Annotated in this window: 15 protein-coding genes and 1 riboswitch; of the genes, 2 read left to right on the forward strand and 13 right to left on the reverse strand. The window is 51.1% G+C overall.

Annotated elements, in window-relative coordinates; genetic code table 11:
* Positions 1-340 precede the first annotated feature (340 nt).
* Positions 341-1,192: a sugar phosphate isomerase/epimerase family protein gene (locus tag IEY34_RS09250; protein WP_189010593.1), complete on the reverse strand. Its 852-nt coding sequence runs from the start codon at positions 1,190-1,192 to the stop codon at positions 341-343.
* Positions 1,193-1,350: 158 nt separating this feature from the next.
* Between IEY34_RS09250 and IEY34_RS09255 the strand changes: the two genes are divergently transcribed.
* The gene (locus IEY34_RS09255) at positions 1,351-2,202 is read left to right on the forward strand and encodes a helix-turn-helix domain-containing protein (protein WP_189010595.1); all 852 of its coding nucleotides are present in this window, start codon (positions 1,351-1,353) and stop codon (positions 2,200-2,202) included.
* 918 nt (positions 2,203-3,120) lie between these two features.
* On the opposite strand, the gene IEY34_RS09260 is transcribed toward IEY34_RS09255, so the two are convergent.
* The 9 genes from IEY34_RS09260 to IEY34_RS09300 all read right to left on the reverse strand — a co-directional run bounded on the left by IEY34_RS09260 (position 3,121) and on the right by IEY34_RS09300 (position 11,242).
* Positions 3,121-4,236 (reverse strand): aminopeptidase, encoded by a 1,116-nt coding sequence (locus IEY34_RS09260; protein WP_189010597.1) that lies wholly within the window; start codon positions 4,234-4,236, stop codon positions 3,121-3,123.
* Between the two features lie 2 nt (positions 4,237-4,238).
* Positions 4,239-4,841, reverse strand: a complete 603-nt coding sequence (locus IEY34_RS09265; protein ID WP_189010599.1) for an ArsR/SmtB family transcription factor — start codon at positions 4,839-4,841, stop codon at positions 4,239-4,241.
* A 286-nt stretch (positions 4,842-5,127) separates the two neighbouring features.
* Positions 5,128-6,900, reverse strand: coding sequence for a phosphomethylpyrimidine synthase ThiC (gene thiC / locus IEY34_RS09270; RefSeq protein WP_189010601.1), 1,773 nt, complete (start codon positions 6,898-6,900; stop codon positions 5,128-5,130).
* 14 nt (positions 6,901-6,914) lie between these two features.
* On the reverse strand, positions 6,915-7,562 hold the full coding sequence (thiE, locus tag IEY34_RS09275; protein WP_189010603.1) for a thiamine phosphate synthase: 648 nt from the start codon (positions 7,560-7,562) through the stop codon (positions 6,915-6,917).
* Complete coding sequence (gene thiD / locus IEY34_RS09280) at positions 7,559-8,410, reverse strand: bifunctional hydroxymethylpyrimidine kinase/phosphomethylpyrimidine kinase (protein WP_189010605.1); 852 nt, start codon at positions 8,408-8,410, stop codon at positions 7,559-7,561. The genes thiE and thiD overlap by 4 nt, the downstream gene beginning before the upstream one ends.
* A 33-nt stretch (positions 8,411-8,443) precedes the next feature.
* Complete coding sequence (locus IEY34_RS09285) at positions 8,444-9,211, reverse strand: thiazole synthase (RefSeq protein WP_189010608.1); 768 nt, start codon at positions 9,209-9,211, stop codon at positions 8,444-8,446.
* A 5-nt stretch (positions 9,212-9,216) separates the two neighbouring features.
* On the reverse strand, positions 9,217-9,420 hold the full coding sequence (thiS, locus tag IEY34_RS09290) for a sulfur carrier protein ThiS (protein WP_189010610.1): 204 nt from the start codon (positions 9,418-9,420) through the stop codon (positions 9,217-9,219).
* Positions 9,404-10,621, reverse strand: coding sequence for a glycine oxidase ThiO (thiO, locus tag IEY34_RS09295; protein ID WP_189010612.1), 1,218 nt, complete (start codon positions 10,619-10,621; stop codon positions 9,404-9,406). Before thiO ends, thiS begins: the two co-directional genes overlap by 17 nt.
* Positions 10,622-11,242 carry a thiamine phosphate synthase gene (locus IEY34_RS09300; protein WP_189010620.1) on the reverse strand — a complete coding sequence of 207 codons (621 nt, stop codon included), beginning with the start codon at positions 11,240-11,242 and terminating at the stop codon, positions 10,622-10,624. It abuts the gene before it with no gap.
* 112 nt (positions 11,243-11,354) lie between these two features.
* Positions 11,355-11,453: riboswitch (TPP riboswitch) on the reverse strand.
* Between the two features lie 154 nt (positions 11,454-11,607).
* Here IEY34_RS09300 and IEY34_RS09305 point away from each other — a divergent pair.
* A complete protein-coding gene (locus IEY34_RS09305) occupies positions 11,608-12,579 on the forward strand; it encodes a bile acid:sodium symporter family protein (RefSeq protein WP_189010622.1) in 972 nt (323 codons plus the stop codon).
* Positions 12,580-13,150: 571 nt separating this feature from the next.
* Here the strand turns inward: IEY34_RS09305 and IEY34_RS09310 are convergent.
* From IEY34_RS09310 to IEY34_RS09320, 3 genes are read right to left on the reverse strand one after another with little or no spacing between them, the layout of a single operon-like run.
* Complete coding sequence (locus tag IEY34_RS09310; RefSeq protein WP_189010624.1) at positions 13,151-13,669, reverse strand: YbjN domain-containing protein; 519 nt, start codon at positions 13,667-13,669, stop codon at positions 13,151-13,153.
* Between the two features lie 14 nt (positions 13,670-13,683).
* Positions 13,684-15,633 (reverse strand): hypothetical protein, encoded by a 1,950-nt coding sequence (locus tag IEY34_RS09315; RefSeq protein WP_189010626.1) that lies wholly within the window; start codon positions 15,631-15,633, stop codon positions 13,684-13,686.
* A complete protein-coding gene (locus IEY34_RS09320) occupies positions 15,633-16,535 on the reverse strand; it encodes an eCIS core domain-containing protein (protein WP_189010628.1) in 903 nt (300 codons plus the stop codon). The genes IEY34_RS09315 and IEY34_RS09320 overlap by 1 nt, the downstream gene beginning before the upstream one ends.
* Positions 16,536-16,547: the final 12 nt, after the last annotated feature.

A 16,547-nucleotide genomic window follows, 5' to 3' on the forward strand; every position in this document is an offset into this window, starting at 1 on the left:
AACATGTCTGTAACTCGACCTTAGGGGTTTTTTTGTGTTTTGTCCAGATAAATACATCATTTAATTACATATTTAGGAATATATTCTAACGAAATATTCATGTTAGGTTTTTTGCAAAGCTTCTGTGAATTTGCCTTGAAACAGCAAAATAGCGGACTGTAGTTCCCTCACCCCCGCGATATGGATACTTTTGGCTAGAATAGCGGACTGTAGTTCCCTCTGTTCGCACAAGGCGGCTGGAGTAACTCCGCGCTCACTCCAAAACATATAAACTCTTATATTTAAACAAAGGAGCTAAGCGCATACAAGCCGCTTAGCTCCTTTTACATTCAAATATGTTTTATGCCAGCCACTGCTTCACTTTGGAAGCAAAGCTCGTTAGCATCTCTTGAGAACCGAATTGACCGCTAAAATCTTCAATACCCAGGTAACCATCGTAGCCAACCGCTTTCAAGTCGTCCAACAGTTGCTTAAAGTTCACGATGCCATTATCTAATGGCGCCCATTCGCTTTTCCAAAGTTTAAGACCGTTTTGCTCCTCGCCTGAAGGTATCCATCTTGCATTTTTCACATGGACATGCGCCAGATAAGGTCCCAACAACTCAAGACCCATCCGATAATTCTCGTATCCCTCATGCACCATATTGCCTGCATCGTGCAGAACGCCTAGATTGTCAGGGTTAAAACCGGAGATCAGCTTGTGTGCCAGACCAGCGCTCGACGTAATTGTATTATGATGAATTTCGATAATTCCTTTGACTCCATACTGCTGTGACAGCTCCTGAGCGTGGTGTAAATAATCGACAGCCTTTTTGAACAAATCATTATAATTTTGGCTGCGATCATAGCCGGGAACACCTACACGAATGAAGGAAGCTCCAATTTGGCGAGCAGCTTTGAACACATTCTCCGTTTCTGCCACATTACAATCATTCAGGTACGGAGTAACACTTAGGTTTACCAAATTATGATTAACAGCGATGAGACGGAATTGCTCCAGCTCTTCATCCGTTGCTTTAGGGTCAATCGAACATAAGTTATTTCTCCAGAACGAAGGCGCTTCATTAGCGACATCCGCTGGAATATCTTTAAAACGCCATTCAATGCCTTCAATCCCAGCTGTAACAGCCGCTTTGGCTAATTCTACAGGTGTCAAATCAGGTGTGGCTACAGTGAATACAGATAGTTTCATATAAGTTCCTCCTTGGCATGATGAACATTTAGCAGGTTTGGCGAAAGCCGTTTGTTTATCTATTGTTTATTTTGCAGTATAATAAAAACGTATTCATTGCATTAATTGGGCAAAAGATTGCTAATATTGACTCCAGTTTAATTAGAGGAGAGCCTCACATGCAGGAACTATACCATAACTTACATCAGATGATTACTTTCAGGCATTCGGTTACCCATGATCCGATTCCCCTAGATTTTCATCAACATCAAGACCTATATGAAATCTATTTCTTCCTCACGGGAGATGTTCACTATTTTATCGAAAAACAAGTGTACCCTTTGCAATATGGCGATCTGCTGATCATGCACAGCAATGAACTTCACCGGCCCAATTTCCAATCCAAAAAGCAGCGCTACGAAAATGTCGTCATCCATTTCAATCCATCTTTAATCAAGGCTTTCAGTTCGCCGGAGTTTGATTTGCTGGAGTGCTTCAATAAACGAGTATTCGGTGAACAAAACCGCATGCGACTGACTCCGCAGCAAATCGACGACATCATGAAGATCTACGAGCGCATGGAAACTCACAGCCGGCACCAAGCGCTTCCTGGATCGGAAATTCTGTATGTCTCTGCCTTCATCGAGCTGTTGGTGTTCATCAATCGAACTTTCCAGAATCAAGGCAAACAAGAGGAACAGGTCATGATTCCTGACAAGCTTTCCTCCCTGTTCACCTATATTGATGAAAACTTAGAGCAGGATCTCTCACTCGAAGTCCTCGAGCATGTCGTTTTCATGAACCGCTCTTATCTTTGCCGCTTGTTCAAAAAACATACTGGCAGCACGATTCATGAGCATATTCTATTCAAGCGCATCGCCAAAGCGAAGCAGCTCCTGCGCGAAGGCTCCACCGTCACCGACACCTGCCAGCTCGCTGGCTTCAACGACTACTCCAACTTCATCCGAACATTCAAGAAAGCTGTCGGCTTGCCGCCGCGACAATACCAGACGCAGCAGCGGCGGGTTTGAGGTGGGGCGGCCGGGGACGGCCTTGCGGTTACGCTGCAGCGGTGGGCGGGCGCGGCCGGGGGCCGGCTTTGCGGTTACGCTGCAGCGGTGGGCGGGCGCGGCCGGGGACCGGCTTTGCGGTTACGCTGCAGCGGTGGGCGGGCGCGGCCGGGGACCGGCTTTGCGGTTACGCTGGAGCGGTGGGCGGGCGCGGCCGGGGACGGCGGAGCGGGGACGCTGGAGCGGCGGCACCTGTAGTTCGCCGCTGCGCCTTTCCCCCATCCTGCCTTGCATTGCGAAAACAAGCAATGGCCTAGAGGAATCAAAGGAAACGTAGATCCGTTATTTCGCGAAAATCAGGCTGATTACAGGCTTCCGCGGAACTACGATTCGTTATTTCGTGATTTCTCAAGAAATCTGCCGATTTCCTAACTCATAACACATCTACGTTCCGCGACACGTCGGTTTCAGCTATACTTCTAGCAAATAGCGAACCACAGTTACTCCTGGCTCCACTCACCACGCGCACAGCATAAAACAAGATAAATCTACGAGGAAAATCTACAAGAATTGCTCATAAGATTAGCTCATTAAGAAAACCGGCTTCGCCGCCCTGAGAGATCGGCCTCTTATTAGCGACAAAACCGATTAAGGGAACTAGAGGATGCTATTTAGGCAAATAGTAGGGATGCGAGGGTCAAAGCGGAACTACAGGGTCTTATTTCCACGAAAAGCGCTAATTTTCCCAGGAAATAGCAAAATAGCGGACTGTAGTTCCCTCACCCCCGCGATATGGTCACTTTTGGCTAGAATAGCGGACTGTAATTCCCTTACCGCAGAACACAGACTCCCAAATTTCGGGCGGGGAACACGATATAACTGCACAACAAAAAAAGGTTGCCCAACAAGTCACAAGGACTTTGGGCAACCTTTCCTGCATTACTTCAAATTTTCCGGGTTTAATTGCAGCAGCTCAGGCAGAACGAATAGGCCGTCTTTGCGAATCAGCACGTCATCAAACCAAATTTCGCCGCCGCCATACTCTGGACGTTGGATATTCACGATATCCCAGTGCAGCGAGGATTTGTTGCCGTTATAGGCATCATCGTAGCAGTTGCCTGGCGTGAAATGGAAGCTCCCGTCGATTTTCTCATCGAATAACGTATCTTTCATCGGGTGTTGGATGTACGGATTCACGCCAATCGCGAATTCGCCGACATAGCGAGCGCCTTCATCCATATCAAAAATTTCATTAATGCGATCCGTATCGTTCGCGGTCGCTTTCGTAATTTTGCCATTTTCAAATTCCAGCACAATGTTCTCAAAAATAAAGCCGTCGTGAGGCGTTGGTGTATTGAAGGAAATAACCCCATTAACGGAGTCGCGAACAGGCGCGGAGTAAACTTCACCATCTGGAATGTTCAATTCGCCATCACATTTGACGCCGCCGATACCTTTGATCGAGAAGGACAAGTCCGTTCCAGGACCAACGAGACGCACCTTGTCTGTGCGATCCATAAGATCTTTCAAAGCGTCCATCGCTTTGGACATTTTGCCATAATCCATCGTACAGACGTTGAAATAGAACTCCTCGAACGCCTCCGTGCTCATGCTGGCAAGCTGTGCCATGGAAGAAGTCGGGTAGCGCAGCACAACCCATCTCGTATCCTTCACTCGAACATCAAAGTGAACTTGCTGATAATAAATAGAATTGTAAAGCTTCATCCGATCAGCCGGAATGTCCGACAGTTCATAAATATTCGCTCCGCCACGCACACCTATGTAGCCTTGCATCTGTTTCATTTGGAACGCGTCGGCTGCTGCCCAAGTCTGCATTTGTGCTTCTGTACCATTCATAATAAGCTGACGCATAATCGCATGGTCTCTAACATTTACATAAGGATGAGCGCCTGCTGCGTGCACGTTTTTCACGATTTCTTTCACCAGAGCTGCATCAATACCGTATGCTTCAATCAAAATATTTTCACCGGGCTGCGCCTTAACCGAATAGTTCACAAGGACATCAGCCAGCTTCGTTAGTCTTGGATCTAACATGTCTATCTCTCCTCTTCTTCATCCATCGCAAAGGATGGCTCATTGATTTGGAACCCCACTGTCGTCAAATAAAACCACTCCCCTGTTTCCTCCTGCTGCCCGTCCAGTTCAAAGATCAACGCCCGAAACTTGCTAAGCCACTCTGCAAATTTCTCCCTGCTCATCTTGACTTCAAGCTGCGTGGACATCCGATGCCATAAGGCGCGATCTGAGGAAGGAATTTGAAAAGCTTCCTCCGGTGCGGCAATCGCACGAAGCCTCGCACGACCGAGCACATTCAGCGTCGTTTCACGGTAGTAATTCTCTACTTCGGATACATAAGGGAGCAGCGCTTCGCTTGGCACAAAGCCACGTGCAACAGCGCGGTAGAATTTCTGTACAATGCCATTCTTGAGTTCCGTACGAACGACCGAAATCAAGCTATGCTTCTCAAGCTCATTCAAGTGGTAATGCACCTTCGCACGCGCCATTCCCAGCAGTTTAGCCAATTGCTGACCGGTGTAAGCTTTTTCGATTAAATAAAGTAACACCTTCGCGCGAAGGGGATCACTTACCGTTTTCAATTGCTCAAGATCTTCAATAATGTAAACCGGTTGCAGCTTCATCTTGGACTCGACCTCCTCTAATGTACCTGTTCGACCTCGTATAGCAGGGCGTCTGGGTCAACTTTTAACCTCTTAATGAGATTAATTAAACGACGGTCAAATCTTTTTAACCGTATCATAATGCGAAAAAGAATTCATGTCAATTGCGGTTTCAGCATGCCCGGTATCTCTTCCCTGCAGCCAATTCAGCGCTTTAACGAATTACCGAAGTTAAGCTTTTCTCTATGGTAGCAAAAAGGGACGTTCCTGTCACCACATTAATGGTGAAAAAACGCCCCAAATGCTATTACTGATAAATTCGACTTCCCGCTTCGCGGAATTGCTTGGATTTCTCATCCATTCCACTGTTGCGAGCAATCTCTTCGTCATAGGCCAACTGCCGAATATCCTGCGTAATTCGCATGCTGCAGAACTTAGGTCCGCACATCGAACAGAAGTGCGCAGTTTTGGCCCCTTCAGCCGGAAGGGTCTCGTCATGGAACTCTAATGCCCTCTCAGGGTCCAAAGAGAGATTAAACTGATCGCGCCAGCGGAATTCAAAACGCGCCTTCGACAAAGCATTGTCACGGATCTGAGCGCCAGGGTGCCCTTTCGCCAGATCGGCCGCATGCGCGGCGATTTTGTAGGTGACGACACCTACCCGGACGTCTTCTTTATTCGGCAAGCCCAGATGCTCCTTAGGCGTCACATAACACAGCATCGCCGTGCCGAAAGAACCAATCATCGCTGCGCCAATCGCAGAGGTAATATGATCGTAGCCCGGCGCAATGTCCGTCGTCAGCGGTCCAAGCGTGTAGAATGGTGCTTCTTTGCACACATCCAGCTGACGGTCCATGTTTTCCTTAATCAGATGCATCGGCACATGACCAGGCCCTTCGACCATCACCTGAACATCGTGGCGCCAAGCCCGCTCCGTAAGTTCACCGAGCGTATCCAACTCAGCGAATTGGGCTTCATCGTTGGCATCCGCAATCGAACCCGGACGCAAGCCGTCACCGAGGGAGAACGCGACATCATAAGCTTTCATAATTTCACAAATATCATCGAAATGGGTGTACAGGAAATTCTCCTGATGATGGGCCAAGCACCAAGCAGCCATGATGGAACCGCCGCGAGATACTATGCCTGTCACACGGTTTGCGGTCATTGGGATGTAGCGCAGCAAGACGCCTGCATGAATGGTGAAGTAACTCACCCCTTGTTCAGCTTGCTCAATTAGCGTGTCCCGGAAGACGTCCCATGAGAGATCCTCGGCTTTCCCGTTCACTTTTTCCAGCGCCTGGTATAACGGTACCGTGCCTACAGGAACTGGAGAATTGCGAATAATCCATTCGCGTGTTGTATGTATATTTTTGCCTGTCGATAAATCCATGATCGTATCTGCACCCCAGCGGGTAGCCCACGTCATTTTCTCCACCTCTTCTTCAATGGAAGAAGCTACTGCAGAATTACCGATGTTGGCATTTATTTTCACAAGGAATTGGCGTCCGATGATCATCGGCTCGCTTTCTGGATGATTGATATTCGAAGGGATAATGGCGCGGCCCTCGGCTACTTCTTGGCGAACAAACTCCGCAGCTAAATTCTCGCGAATGGCAATGTACTCCATTTCCGGAGTCACGATACCTTGGCGGGCATAATGCATCTGCGTCACATTGCAGCCTTTTTTGGCTCGAAGCGGTTTGCGGTTTAAGCCTGGAAAAAGTTCAGCGGCCCCTTTCGCTTCTGGCAAAGCAAGCCCATTGTCCTCCGGCTTCACTTCACGCCCCGCGTAGGCTTCCACATCACCGCGCTCTTCAATCCATGGCAACCGATTCGCGGGCAGCCCCAACCGAATATTGGTTTGGCAGTCGGCATCCGTATAAACACCGCTGGTATCATACACTTGGACAGGCTCGTTGCTTACTTCTTCTCCACTCATATTGGTCGATGTTCCCAAAGCGATTTCTCGCATAGGCACTTGGATGTCTGGCCTTGAACCCTGAACATACACTTTGCGGCTGCCTGGAAATGTGCTCACTTCGATGTCTTTCACAGGCTCCTTGCTTGTCGTTGTCAATGGAATTCCTCCTCTTACCTATTGATGATTCGCCTAAGTTCCTTTGCTGCCTCGCGTGGTGAGCCTGCAGCGGCAATCGCGCTCACTACAGCAATGCCATCCGCCCCGGCTCGGATAACGGGCGCGGCATTCGCGGCATCGATGCCTCCGATGCCGACTAACGGCAGCCGGATACCGCTCTCGCGTATCCGGACGATCATGGCAGGCCCCTGAACCTCACGCGCATCGAGCTTCGTGCGCGTGGCGTATTGGGGGCCTACGCCCAGATAGTCGGCGCCTTCGGCCAGCGCCGACTGGGCTTCTTCCGGATCGTGGGCCGATACCCCCACGATCATGTTCTTCAGCCGCTGCCGCACGGCGGCGGCTGGGGCATCCTCCTGGCCGATGTGAATACCATCGGCCGCAAGCTCTAGTGCGAGCCCCTCATCATCGTTCACGATGAAGGGTATCGCATGCTGCGCGCAAAGGCGGCGCAGCCGCGCGCCCAGCTCGCGCTTCGCCGGCCCCTCCAGGGCTCCGGCGCCTTTCTCGCGGAACTGAAACATCGTAATGCCGCCGGCAATTGCAGCCTCCAGCACAGCATAAGGGTCAGCCCCGCCGCAGTTCGGGCTGCCCATGACCAAGTACAAACGCAGCGCGTCTCTCAGCTTCTGGCTGTTCATCGCGCACCTGGCGTGGCCACATTTTCGTTGATGCGAACATCATCATTGCTCACGCCACGCCGATAAGCCCAATGATTCGTAGGTCCATGCCCGTTGCCGATATTCAGCGGTTCAGCAATTGCCGCTTGGATGAAGCTCTTCGCCAAATGAAACGCTGCCTTCATAGGCAATCCCTGCGCAAGTCCGGAAGTAATAGCAGCTGCGAATGTACAGCCCGTACCGTGCGTATGGCGAGTCACCAGCCGACGTGAGGAGAACTCCGTAAACGATTGGCCATCATATAACAAATCCGTCGCCTGTTCGCTGTTGTCCTCATGTCCACCTTTGATCATGACCTGTTTGCAGCCATATCCATGAATTCGCTGAGCCGCTTCCTGGCGCGACATGCTGTCCGTAATTGCGATGCCGCTAAGAGCTTCGGCCTCCGGGATGTTCGGCGTAATCACATCAGCAAGCGGCAATAAATAGCGAATCATCGCATCAATAGCCTCCTGCTGCAGCAGGGAAGCGCCGCCTTTGGCGATCATCACAGGGTCGACAACGACCTGCTCCCACTTGTACTTCTGTATCGCTGCTGCCACCACTCGGATGATATCCCCGCTGAACAGCATGCCCGTCTTTAACGCAGCTGGCGTAAGATCCTCGCCGATCGAAGCTAATTGCTGTTCAATAGCCTCGGCACTCATTGGATATACCCCTTGAACGCCAAGCGTATTTTGAGCTGTGACCGCTGTAATGACCGACATCCCATACACGCCTAGCTCCTGAAAAGTCTTCAAGTCTGCCTGAATCCCGGCGCCACCGCCGCTATCTGAGCCTGCAATGGTCAGCGCTTTATAAATTGACATCTGCATCCCCCTTCTCTGTCATCAGGCAACCTGCTAAACCCGACTAAAACCTTCCATAGGGCTGCTTGCGGAGGCATAGCGTTTCTTCGGAATTCTTCCTGCTTCAAAGCCAGCGCGCCCCGCTTCAATAGCAAGCTTCATGGCGTAGGCCATTTTGATTGGATCTTTGGCGCCAGATACGGCTGTGTTCAGCAGCACGCCATCCGCACCCATTTCCATCGCAAGCGCAGCATCGGATGGAGCCCCGATTCCTGCATCCACAATGACCGGAATCGTCGATTGCTCAATAATGAAACTTAGATTAAGCGGATTAATAATTCCTTGACCTGTGCCGATCGGTGATGCGCCAGGCATAATCGCGTGAACGCCAAGTGCTTGCAAACGCTTCGCGAGCAACACATCATCCGATGTATACGGAAGCACGATGAAGCCTTCTTCGAGCAGCATTTCCGAAGCTTTCAAAGTTTCCACTGGATCAGGAAGCAGCGTTTTCTCATCGCCGATGACTTCCACCTTGATCATGTCGCAAAGTCCCGACGCTTTCGCTAATTTCGCGATACGCACCGCTTCTTCGGCCGTTTTGGCGCCTGCGGTATTGGGCAGCAGCGTGAAGTTGGCAACGTCCAGCATCGCCAAGAAATTCGGCTGACTCGCTTCAAAAATATTCATCCGACGCACCGCAAACGTCAAAATTTGCGACTCACTGGCAGCAACTGCCTGCTTCTGGATATCAAAATCCGGGAACTTCCCCGTGCCTAACAATAAACGTGAACGAAACTCATAAGGACCAATTTTTAACATGTGGATTATCCCCCTCCGACAAAATGTACGATTTCGATTTGATGTCCTGCCGAAAGCTCAGCTTTGGCATGATCTTCCTTTTGTAAAATAGCTTGATTATGTTCCACGACGAGCATTTTTTCTCCCAAAGCAAAATGCTCGAGCAACTCGTCAATGGTCCGAATGGTATCCGGAACTTCCACAGATTCACCATTAATGTGCAGCTTCAATGCTTTGCAGCTCCTTTCTACTTCCGTTTGTTGCTGACAAATGGGACTGGTCCTGCTGCACGACACGCTTGGATACTGCTGAAAAATCCGGGCTAAAAGCATCCAGCCACGGCTCCACGCCTAATGCCGTCCCCAGTTCGCCAACGACTTGATCGGCAATTACCTTACCGGTAATTGGGCTGAGCACAATCCCGTTGCGGTAATGCCCGCATGCCGCATACAGCCCCTCATACTCCGGTACTTTGCCAATGTAAGGCAAGCCATCGGCTGTCTGCGGCCGCAGCCCCGACCAGGCCTTTTCCCACTCCGCAGCGCCGATTGCAGGCATAAGCTGCCTCGCCCGATCCATCAGCTCGGCAAGACCCGCCATCGAAACCTTCCGGTCGTAGCTATGCGGTACCATTGTTGCGCCGACCAGCAATCGACCGCCAGCTTTAGGGACAATATAGCACCCTGGTGTAAACAGGGTTTTCCTAAGTTCCTGCTTCGGGGTCAGCACCGAGAAGCACTCGCCCTTCACAGGATACATCGGCAGCTCGATGCCGATGCCAGTCAGAAGCTGTCCGCTCCACGTGCCAGCAGCCACAATGACTTGCTCGCTCCAAAGCGGACCTTCGCTCGTCATTACGCCACTGATTCGGCTGCCGTCCTTGAGCAGCGCCTGCACTTGGGCGAATTCTTGCACCTTCGCCCCGAGTGCCCTCGCTGCCTGCGCGTACGCCGCCGCCAGCCGTGGCGCCTCCACCTGCCCATCCTCAGGCAGGTATAGCGCACCCCGCGTCGCCTCGCCGAGAGCGGGCTCCAGCTTGGCGGCTGCGGCTGCGCTCAGCCACTGCGCCTGCTCGCCCGCTGCGAGCTGCAGCTTCTCACGCGCTCGCAGCTCGCGCTCTTGCTCATCGCTGAACGCGACGTTCAGCAAACCTTCACGGACGAGGCCGATGTCGATGCCCGTGAGATCTTTCAGTTCCTCGCTCAGCTGCGGGAACATCGCCCGGCTGTGACGGGCCCACTGGAACAGCGGGCCTGTGTCCGCCATCTCGGACTGCGCGCCGAGCATGCCTGCTGCCGCTGCCGAGGCTTCCGTGCCTAACCTGCTGCGTTCCAGCAGGGTTACGGCCTGGCCCCGCTTCGCCAGATAATAGGCGATGGATGAGCCTATGACACCACCGCCGACAATAAGAACATCACTCGTCTGCTTCATTTAACTCACCTCCGTTCGCTCTAGTCCGCGCTTGTATGCCAACACCGCAGCGACTGGGTCAGCCGCTTCCCAGATGCCGCTCATGACCGCTACACCTGAAGCCCCTGCATCCAGGACAGATTGAACACGCCCAGGCGTTATGCCGCCGATTGCGATCACTGGAATGGAGACGCAGCCTGCCACATTTTGCAGTTGGTGCAATTTCCTAGGCTCAGCGCCTTCCTTCGATCTTGTCTCAAAAATATGACCATACAGCAGATAATCCGCGCCCTCTTCTTCACGAAGCTGAGCCTCTTCCTTGCTATGAATCGATAGCCCAATCCGCTGCACGCCTTCGCATGAATTCTTGATTGTCGGCAGAGCCGGTGAACGACCTGGGAGATGAAGACCGCCGAGTTTCTCTGCTGCCGCTATCCAGGGAAAGCCATTCATGTAGATCCTGTTCGCAGGGATTCCTTTATCAAGCAGAAACTGCAAACCGATATAATTTTCATCCATGGATCTCGTTTTTTCACGAATATGGATCGCCGTCACATAGGGATGAATCTCGGCGGCAATGGCCGCCAGCTCCGCCCACGCCAGCTTCCCATTCGATATAACGTGCAGCTCATGTTCTGGCATCGAAGTCTGCCTCCTTTGTTCAAAAGGTCTAAAAACCACACAAAAAAACCACTTTTCGCAAAGAAAAGTGGTTGTAGGTTGCCGCATAATAAACATGCATAGATGGCGCGCCAATGATCGTTTTCCACTTTCCTCCGCTGGTATGACCCAGTTCAGGTTCGAAGGGTTCAGATTACTCTGTCTCAGCCTCACGGCGCCCCTAGGGATACAAATGTATGCAATTGCTACCTATCATAGCACGTCATCCAACAGTTGGAAATAGAAACTTTCTATCAGTCCCTATTCTAGTCACAGGCTCCGATTCCTCCTATAATAGGGAGAATGAATCCCCCCCTGATGAGCTACACGAAAGGATGTTCACCTAGATGCTGTTGCAATTCAATCGTCAGTTGGAAAAGATTTTGCCTCTTATTACACCCATCAGTGTTCTTATCGGCGTTCTTTTGGGCAGTCATTTATCCGGCTTCACTTTTTTATCTCCTTGGCTGTTTGCCTTCATGACTTTCTCTGGCAGTATTAGCTCCAGCTTCAAAGAGTTTGTCAAAGTAGTCGTTCAACCGCTGCCGCTCATCACCACACTGCTGATCCTGCATGTCGGAATGCCGCTCATTGCTTTGGGACTTGGACATGCCGTTTATAGTCATGAACCTTTGACGATCACGGGTCTTATTCTGGCAGCAGCGATACCTACGGGTATCACCAGTTTTGTCTGGGTTGCGATTTATCGCGGCAATATCGTACTGACGTTGTCTATTATTTTAATGGATACGATTCTTTCCCCGTTTGTCGTGCCTTACACCTTATCAGCTTTGGTGGGAACGAAAGTCCAGCTGGACTCTTTGGCCATGATGAAAGGTCTCTTCTTCATGATCGTAGTCCCGTCTTTAATCGGGATGCTGTTAAACCAATGGACGAAGGGGCAGATCAAAGAAAAATGGAGCGGACGTCTCGGCCCCTTCTCCAAAATAACGATGGGGATCGTTGTCGCTATCAACAGCTCAGTGATCGCCCCCTACTTGCGTGATTTCGATGCTGAACTGCTAGGCTTAGCCGGTCTCGTTCTGCTTATAGCTTCGCTCGGCTACATGCTGGGATGGCTGATTGCCTGGCTGATGCGATGGGATCAGGATGTTGTCGTTGCACTCACTTTCAACAGTGGCATGCGTAATATCAGTGCGGGCGCCGTGCTCGCCGTTGCTTATTTCCCGCCTCCTGTGGCGATTCCCGTTGTGCTTGGGATGCTGTTTCAGCAATCATTGGCTTCACTTTTCGGCTATTTATTGAATCGACGGTATGCTTTGAAGAAGCCTTCATCTAACGTAGAGGTACGTGTATAAAAAAATACCAGCCATAGATTGTACGCGCTTGCTGATGCCCAAACCATCACGATATCCCGAGGAACACACTCATTTTCATTATCAAAGGTGCTGGAGTCGGTGAAACCCCCGATCGCTTACTGTCCCTTTTTTCCGCAAATACCCTTCTTCTTCCAGTTGGAGCGGTGGCACTGAAATTATACAGTCGGGATCATCAGCCGCTTCAGTACAGCCGGTTTCGCTTTAATGCCTACACAGAGGGGCAAACCTAGATGGAGGGAACTCTGGTAAGCTATTTAGGCAAATATCAGCGATACTGGGGCATTAGCGGAACTACAGGGTCTTATTTCTATGAAAAGCGCTGAATTTCGCTTGAAACAGCAAAATAGCGCACTGTAGTTCCCTTTAGCCCCCGATAATAACACTTTTTGCTGGAATAGCATCCTGTAGTTCCCTTACCTCCTCGCGAGGCAGTTGGGCTACTCCGCGTTCACTTCAAAATATTGAAAAAAGGGCAGTGCAAAAGGTTAAATTGACCTTTGCGACTGCCCTTTTTGATGTTCCTCGTCTTGCTGAACGGAAGGAAACCTTACTACCTCAACGCCTGAATAACCTGCTCTGCATCAGCTTCACCGCTGGCTACCAACTCCACATGCTCTGCAAACATATCGCACATATAGACGAACAAGCTAAGAATTTCCAGCACTTCTTCGCTTTCGAAGGTGCTTGTTGCTGGAATGCTGTACACATAGCGGTAGTGCAGTTCATTTTGTTCATTGATGCCGAAATGGCCGATCGGGAGTCTTGTATTGATTTCCAGCAGAACAGATCCGACTTCCCCACGTTTGCCCTCTTCCAGATGAAAGGGCAAAGTGCTATAAATTTGCAATAATTGAATGGCGCCGATTTCTTCATCATTTAACGGCAAAAAGCTAAAGTGAAGGAAACGTTCACGGCCTTTCTTGTCTTCTTGGAAGCCAGCCATCAAAACGTGAAGCGGAATCGCCTCCGATTTTTCCAATAAATTCGTGGCTAGTCCGGTTTCATCCAATATATCTTTCAGCAATCCTAATTGCGCCAAGTGACGTGCATGTACAAGGTCAGGCAGCATCTAATTCACTTCTCCTATTCTCGTTTAGCCATAGCATCAACAAGGAATTTTCTCAGTTCAGGCAAATCTGTTTTATATTTATCCAGTTGAAGCGTACTTACACCCGCAGCCTCGATAAATCGGTCAACATTGATATACGCATCTGGTGTTGCACTCGTTCTGGCAGGCAGCTTGTGGATCATGTCGAGGATTAACTCAGCATCTTGGACCCGCTTGGCATGCTTCTTCTCCGTTGACTTGTCCGCGTTAAAGACAGCCTTGGTAATGCCCCATGCGTCTGCTTTGGCCGCTCGATCGCGCCCTGCCTGTTTCAAGGAACGAACCACCGGCATGGCCGCGCCAACGCCTGACGCCACAATTTTCAGTGGTGTTCCTACTTGCGCCCCGACACCTGTCAATGTCGCGATATCTGCCGCAATCTTAGTCAACTCGAGTCCGATTTGCAAGCCTCCGCGCGTGGTGCGCTTCACGTTAATCTTCTTCATCTCTTTGGCTAGCTCATACTGGGTAATTTCATCGAGTTCGATCTGGGCATCTGCAGATTCTTGCGCACTGCCATTCGCTATCTTGTCGCGAAGGGTTTGCTTATGCAAGTCCATTTTCACTTTATCGACACCAGCATTCCCACCGAACCAGCGCTTGGCCTTGATGTAGGAAGCATTCGCATGCTTGCCTTTGAACTCGCGCTTCAACGTCGTCATAGCTGATCGATTCAGCCCCGCTTTGATCACATCAACGGTTTTAATAGCTATTTTCACACCGCTTACTGCGATACTAACACCAGGAATAACCGAGGTCAAACTACCTGCGCCGGTCTCCATGATTTCCATTATGCCTTTAGCCACTTTGAGGCTGGAGTGCGCCGCCGAAATGGCGTTGCTGACAATCTCAATGGCGCCTTTGGATTTTTCTCCCTTGTCCAAGCCGCCATTTTTGCTATGTTTGTCGTACAGATCGTAAATGCCTTTAACGGCCATAATGGTGCTCTTAACCGCAGAAATGGCTTCGCCGACAGTCCCCGCATAATCACTTACAGCCGAAGACGCTCCGACCCCATCCACTTGCCCGGAGGATTTCGCAGCTTTATCGACAAGCCCGGCTGATCCGCTGACCATTTTACCTGTGGATTCAATCATGGATGATCCTGTTGCCGCATAATTCCAGTTCTTGTTATGCACAGTTCTGCTGCTATCTCCAGAAACCTCCATTGTTTCTCGAATAGCGTTCAAAATTTGAAAAGGACCTGCTACCAAATCAGCGGTTGCGGCTACTGCACCAAAGGAGGCTGCCTGCTGTCCTGTAGCGGCGTCACTGGTTGTATCATAAGAGTCTTTCAGGTCATCGGCCCTCGCGCCGAAGCTGTCACTGAACGTGGAAACGGCTCCACCCTGCGCATCAGTGACACTGCTGGCCGTATCTGGCGCATCCAATGTCCCGTATACCGGACGAGGCGCTGGCACTGCCACAGGTGCCGGTGTTCCTGGCGCTGGCGTTCCTGGGACCACTTGCGCTCCCGGCGCTGGTGTGCCTGGAACCACTTGCGCTCCCGGCGCTGGCGTCCCTGGAACCACTTGCGCTCCCGGCGCTGGCGTCCCTGGAACAACCTGCGCTCCTGGCGCTGGCGTGCCTGGAACAACCTGCGCTCCTGGCGCTGGCGTGCCTGGGACCACTTGCGCACCTGGCGCTGGCGTGCCAGGTGCGCAAGTGGTCCCAGGCGCTGGTGTTTGAACCGCAGCTGGGACCGGTATGGCCTGCTGAGTAGCTGTGGTGTTCCTTTGAATCAACTGATTCGTATAGGCTTGTGTTGCTCGATTGCCCGCCGTACGCTGCATCTGCATGAAAAAATCCATTGCCATAGGTGACACTTGAGGTGCTGTGCTGCTGGTTTGAGCGGCTTGCGATTGGGCGGCCCGTTGATGAGATGGACTGGCTGATCTAGACTGGAGCTGCTTTCCTTGTGGCATTATTGACCGCCTCGCTGCTGAACGACATGCGTCAATTCATGCCCTAGCAATTCCTGACCCTGATGGGTGTCTGGATTGTAGCGTCCCTCACGGAAAAAGATATCGTTCCCCGTAGCGAATGCCTCCGCCCCCAAAGAAGCGCTAAGCTTCGTAGATTCTGAATCATTATGTATATTAACGTTGCTGAAATCCTTGTTAAAAGCGGATTCCATCTTCGCCTGAATACTGCCATCCATTTTGCTGCCGTTGCCTTGCTTGGACTTAATCTGAGATTCGATAGAGTCATCTACCCCTTCGTCCTCGCCGCCCTTCCGCTGGATCGAATCTGTCGACGGCTTCATCTGCAGCTCTTCCTCTTCAGACTCCGACCGCTGGATCGAATCCATTGACGGCTTCATCTGCAGCTCTTCCTCCTCGGACTCCGTCCGCTGGATCGAATCCGTCGACGGCTTCATCTGCAGTTCTTCCTCTTCGGACTCCGTCCGCTGGATCGAATCTGTCGACGGCTTCATCTGCAGCTCTTCCTCTTCGGACTCCGACGACTCCATCCGCTGGATCGAATCCAAGGAAGGCTTCATCTGCAGCTCTTCTTCCTCTGAGCCCTCGCCTTCGCTCTCCATGCGCTGCACATCCGGTTTAGGGGAACCGCTGCTTTCGGAGGCAGCAATACGATCAGCTACTTGTTTGCCAACTTGGTCCGCTTCTTGCTCATAGGCGTCACCGACAGGACCTACGGTCAGCTTGGTTTGGACAGACAGCATACTGCACACTGCTTTATTGCCGATCGTCTGCTGTATATTCATAAGATCCTGCGATTGCCCCTGTGAATTGCTCTTGGAACGATGATTGTTTTGCAGAGAAGTATCTTGGTGCCTGCTGATGCGTGATTGGTGCATTGGCATATGAACCCTCCT

Source organism: Paenibacillus marchantiophytorum (assembly GCF_014640555.1).
Taxonomy (GTDB): Bacteria; Bacillota; Bacilli; order Paenibacillales; family NBRC-103111; genus Paenibacillus_E; species Paenibacillus_E marchantiophytorum.

What these genes read in the sequence shown, in the direction of transcription:
- IEY34_RS09320 (WP_189010628.1), bottom strand. Translation starts at nt 16,535, where the DNA reads ATGCCAATGCACCAATCACGCATCAGCAGGCACCAAGATACTTCTCTG.
- IEY34_RS09315 (WP_189010626.1), bottom strand. Translation starts at nt 15,633, where the DNA reads ATGCCACAAGGAAAGCAGCTCCAGTCTAGATCAGCCAGTCCATCTCAT.
- IEY34_RS09265 (WP_189010599.1), bottom strand. Translation starts at nt 4,841, where the DNA reads ATGAAGCTGCAACCGGTTTACATTATTGAAGATCTTGAGCAATTGAAA.
- IEY34_RS09260 (WP_189010597.1), bottom strand. Translation starts at nt 4,236, where the DNA reads ATGTTAGATCCAAGACTAACGAAGCTGGCTGATGTCCTTGTGAACTAT.
- thiE (WP_189010603.1), bottom strand. Translation starts at nt 7,562, where the DNA reads ATGAACAGCCAGAAGCTGAGAGACGCGCTGCGTTTGTACTTGGTCATG.
- IEY34_RS09310 (WP_189010624.1), bottom strand. Translation starts at nt 13,669, where the DNA reads ATGCTGCCTGACCTTGTACATGCACGTCACTTGGCGCAATTAGGATTG.
- IEY34_RS09305 (WP_189010622.1), top strand. Translation starts at nt 11,608, where the DNA reads ATGCTGTTGCAATTCAATCGTCAGTTGGAAAAGATTTTGCCTCTTATT.
- IEY34_RS09255 (WP_189010595.1), top strand. Translation starts at nt 1,351, where the DNA reads ATGCAGGAACTATACCATAACTTACATCAGATGATTACTTTCAGGCAT.
- IEY34_RS09285 (WP_189010608.1), bottom strand. Translation starts at nt 9,211, where the DNA reads ATGTTAAAAATTGGTCCTTATGAGTTTCGTTCACGTTTATTGTTAGGC.
- thiO (WP_189010612.1), bottom strand. Translation starts at nt 10,621, where the DNA reads ATGAAGCAGACGAGTGATGTTCTTATTGTCGGCGGTGGTGTCATAGGC.
- IEY34_RS09300 (WP_189010620.1), bottom strand. Translation starts at nt 11,242, where the DNA reads ATGCCAGAACATGAGCTGCACGTTATATCGAATGGGAAGCTGGCGTGG.
- thiD (WP_189010605.1), bottom strand. Translation starts at nt 8,410, where the DNA reads ATGTCAATTTATAAAGCGCTGACCATTGCAGGCTCAGATAGCGGCGGT.
- IEY34_RS09250 (WP_189010593.1), bottom strand. Translation starts at nt 1,192, where the DNA reads ATGAAACTATCTGTATTCACTGTAGCCACACCTGATTTGACACCTGTA.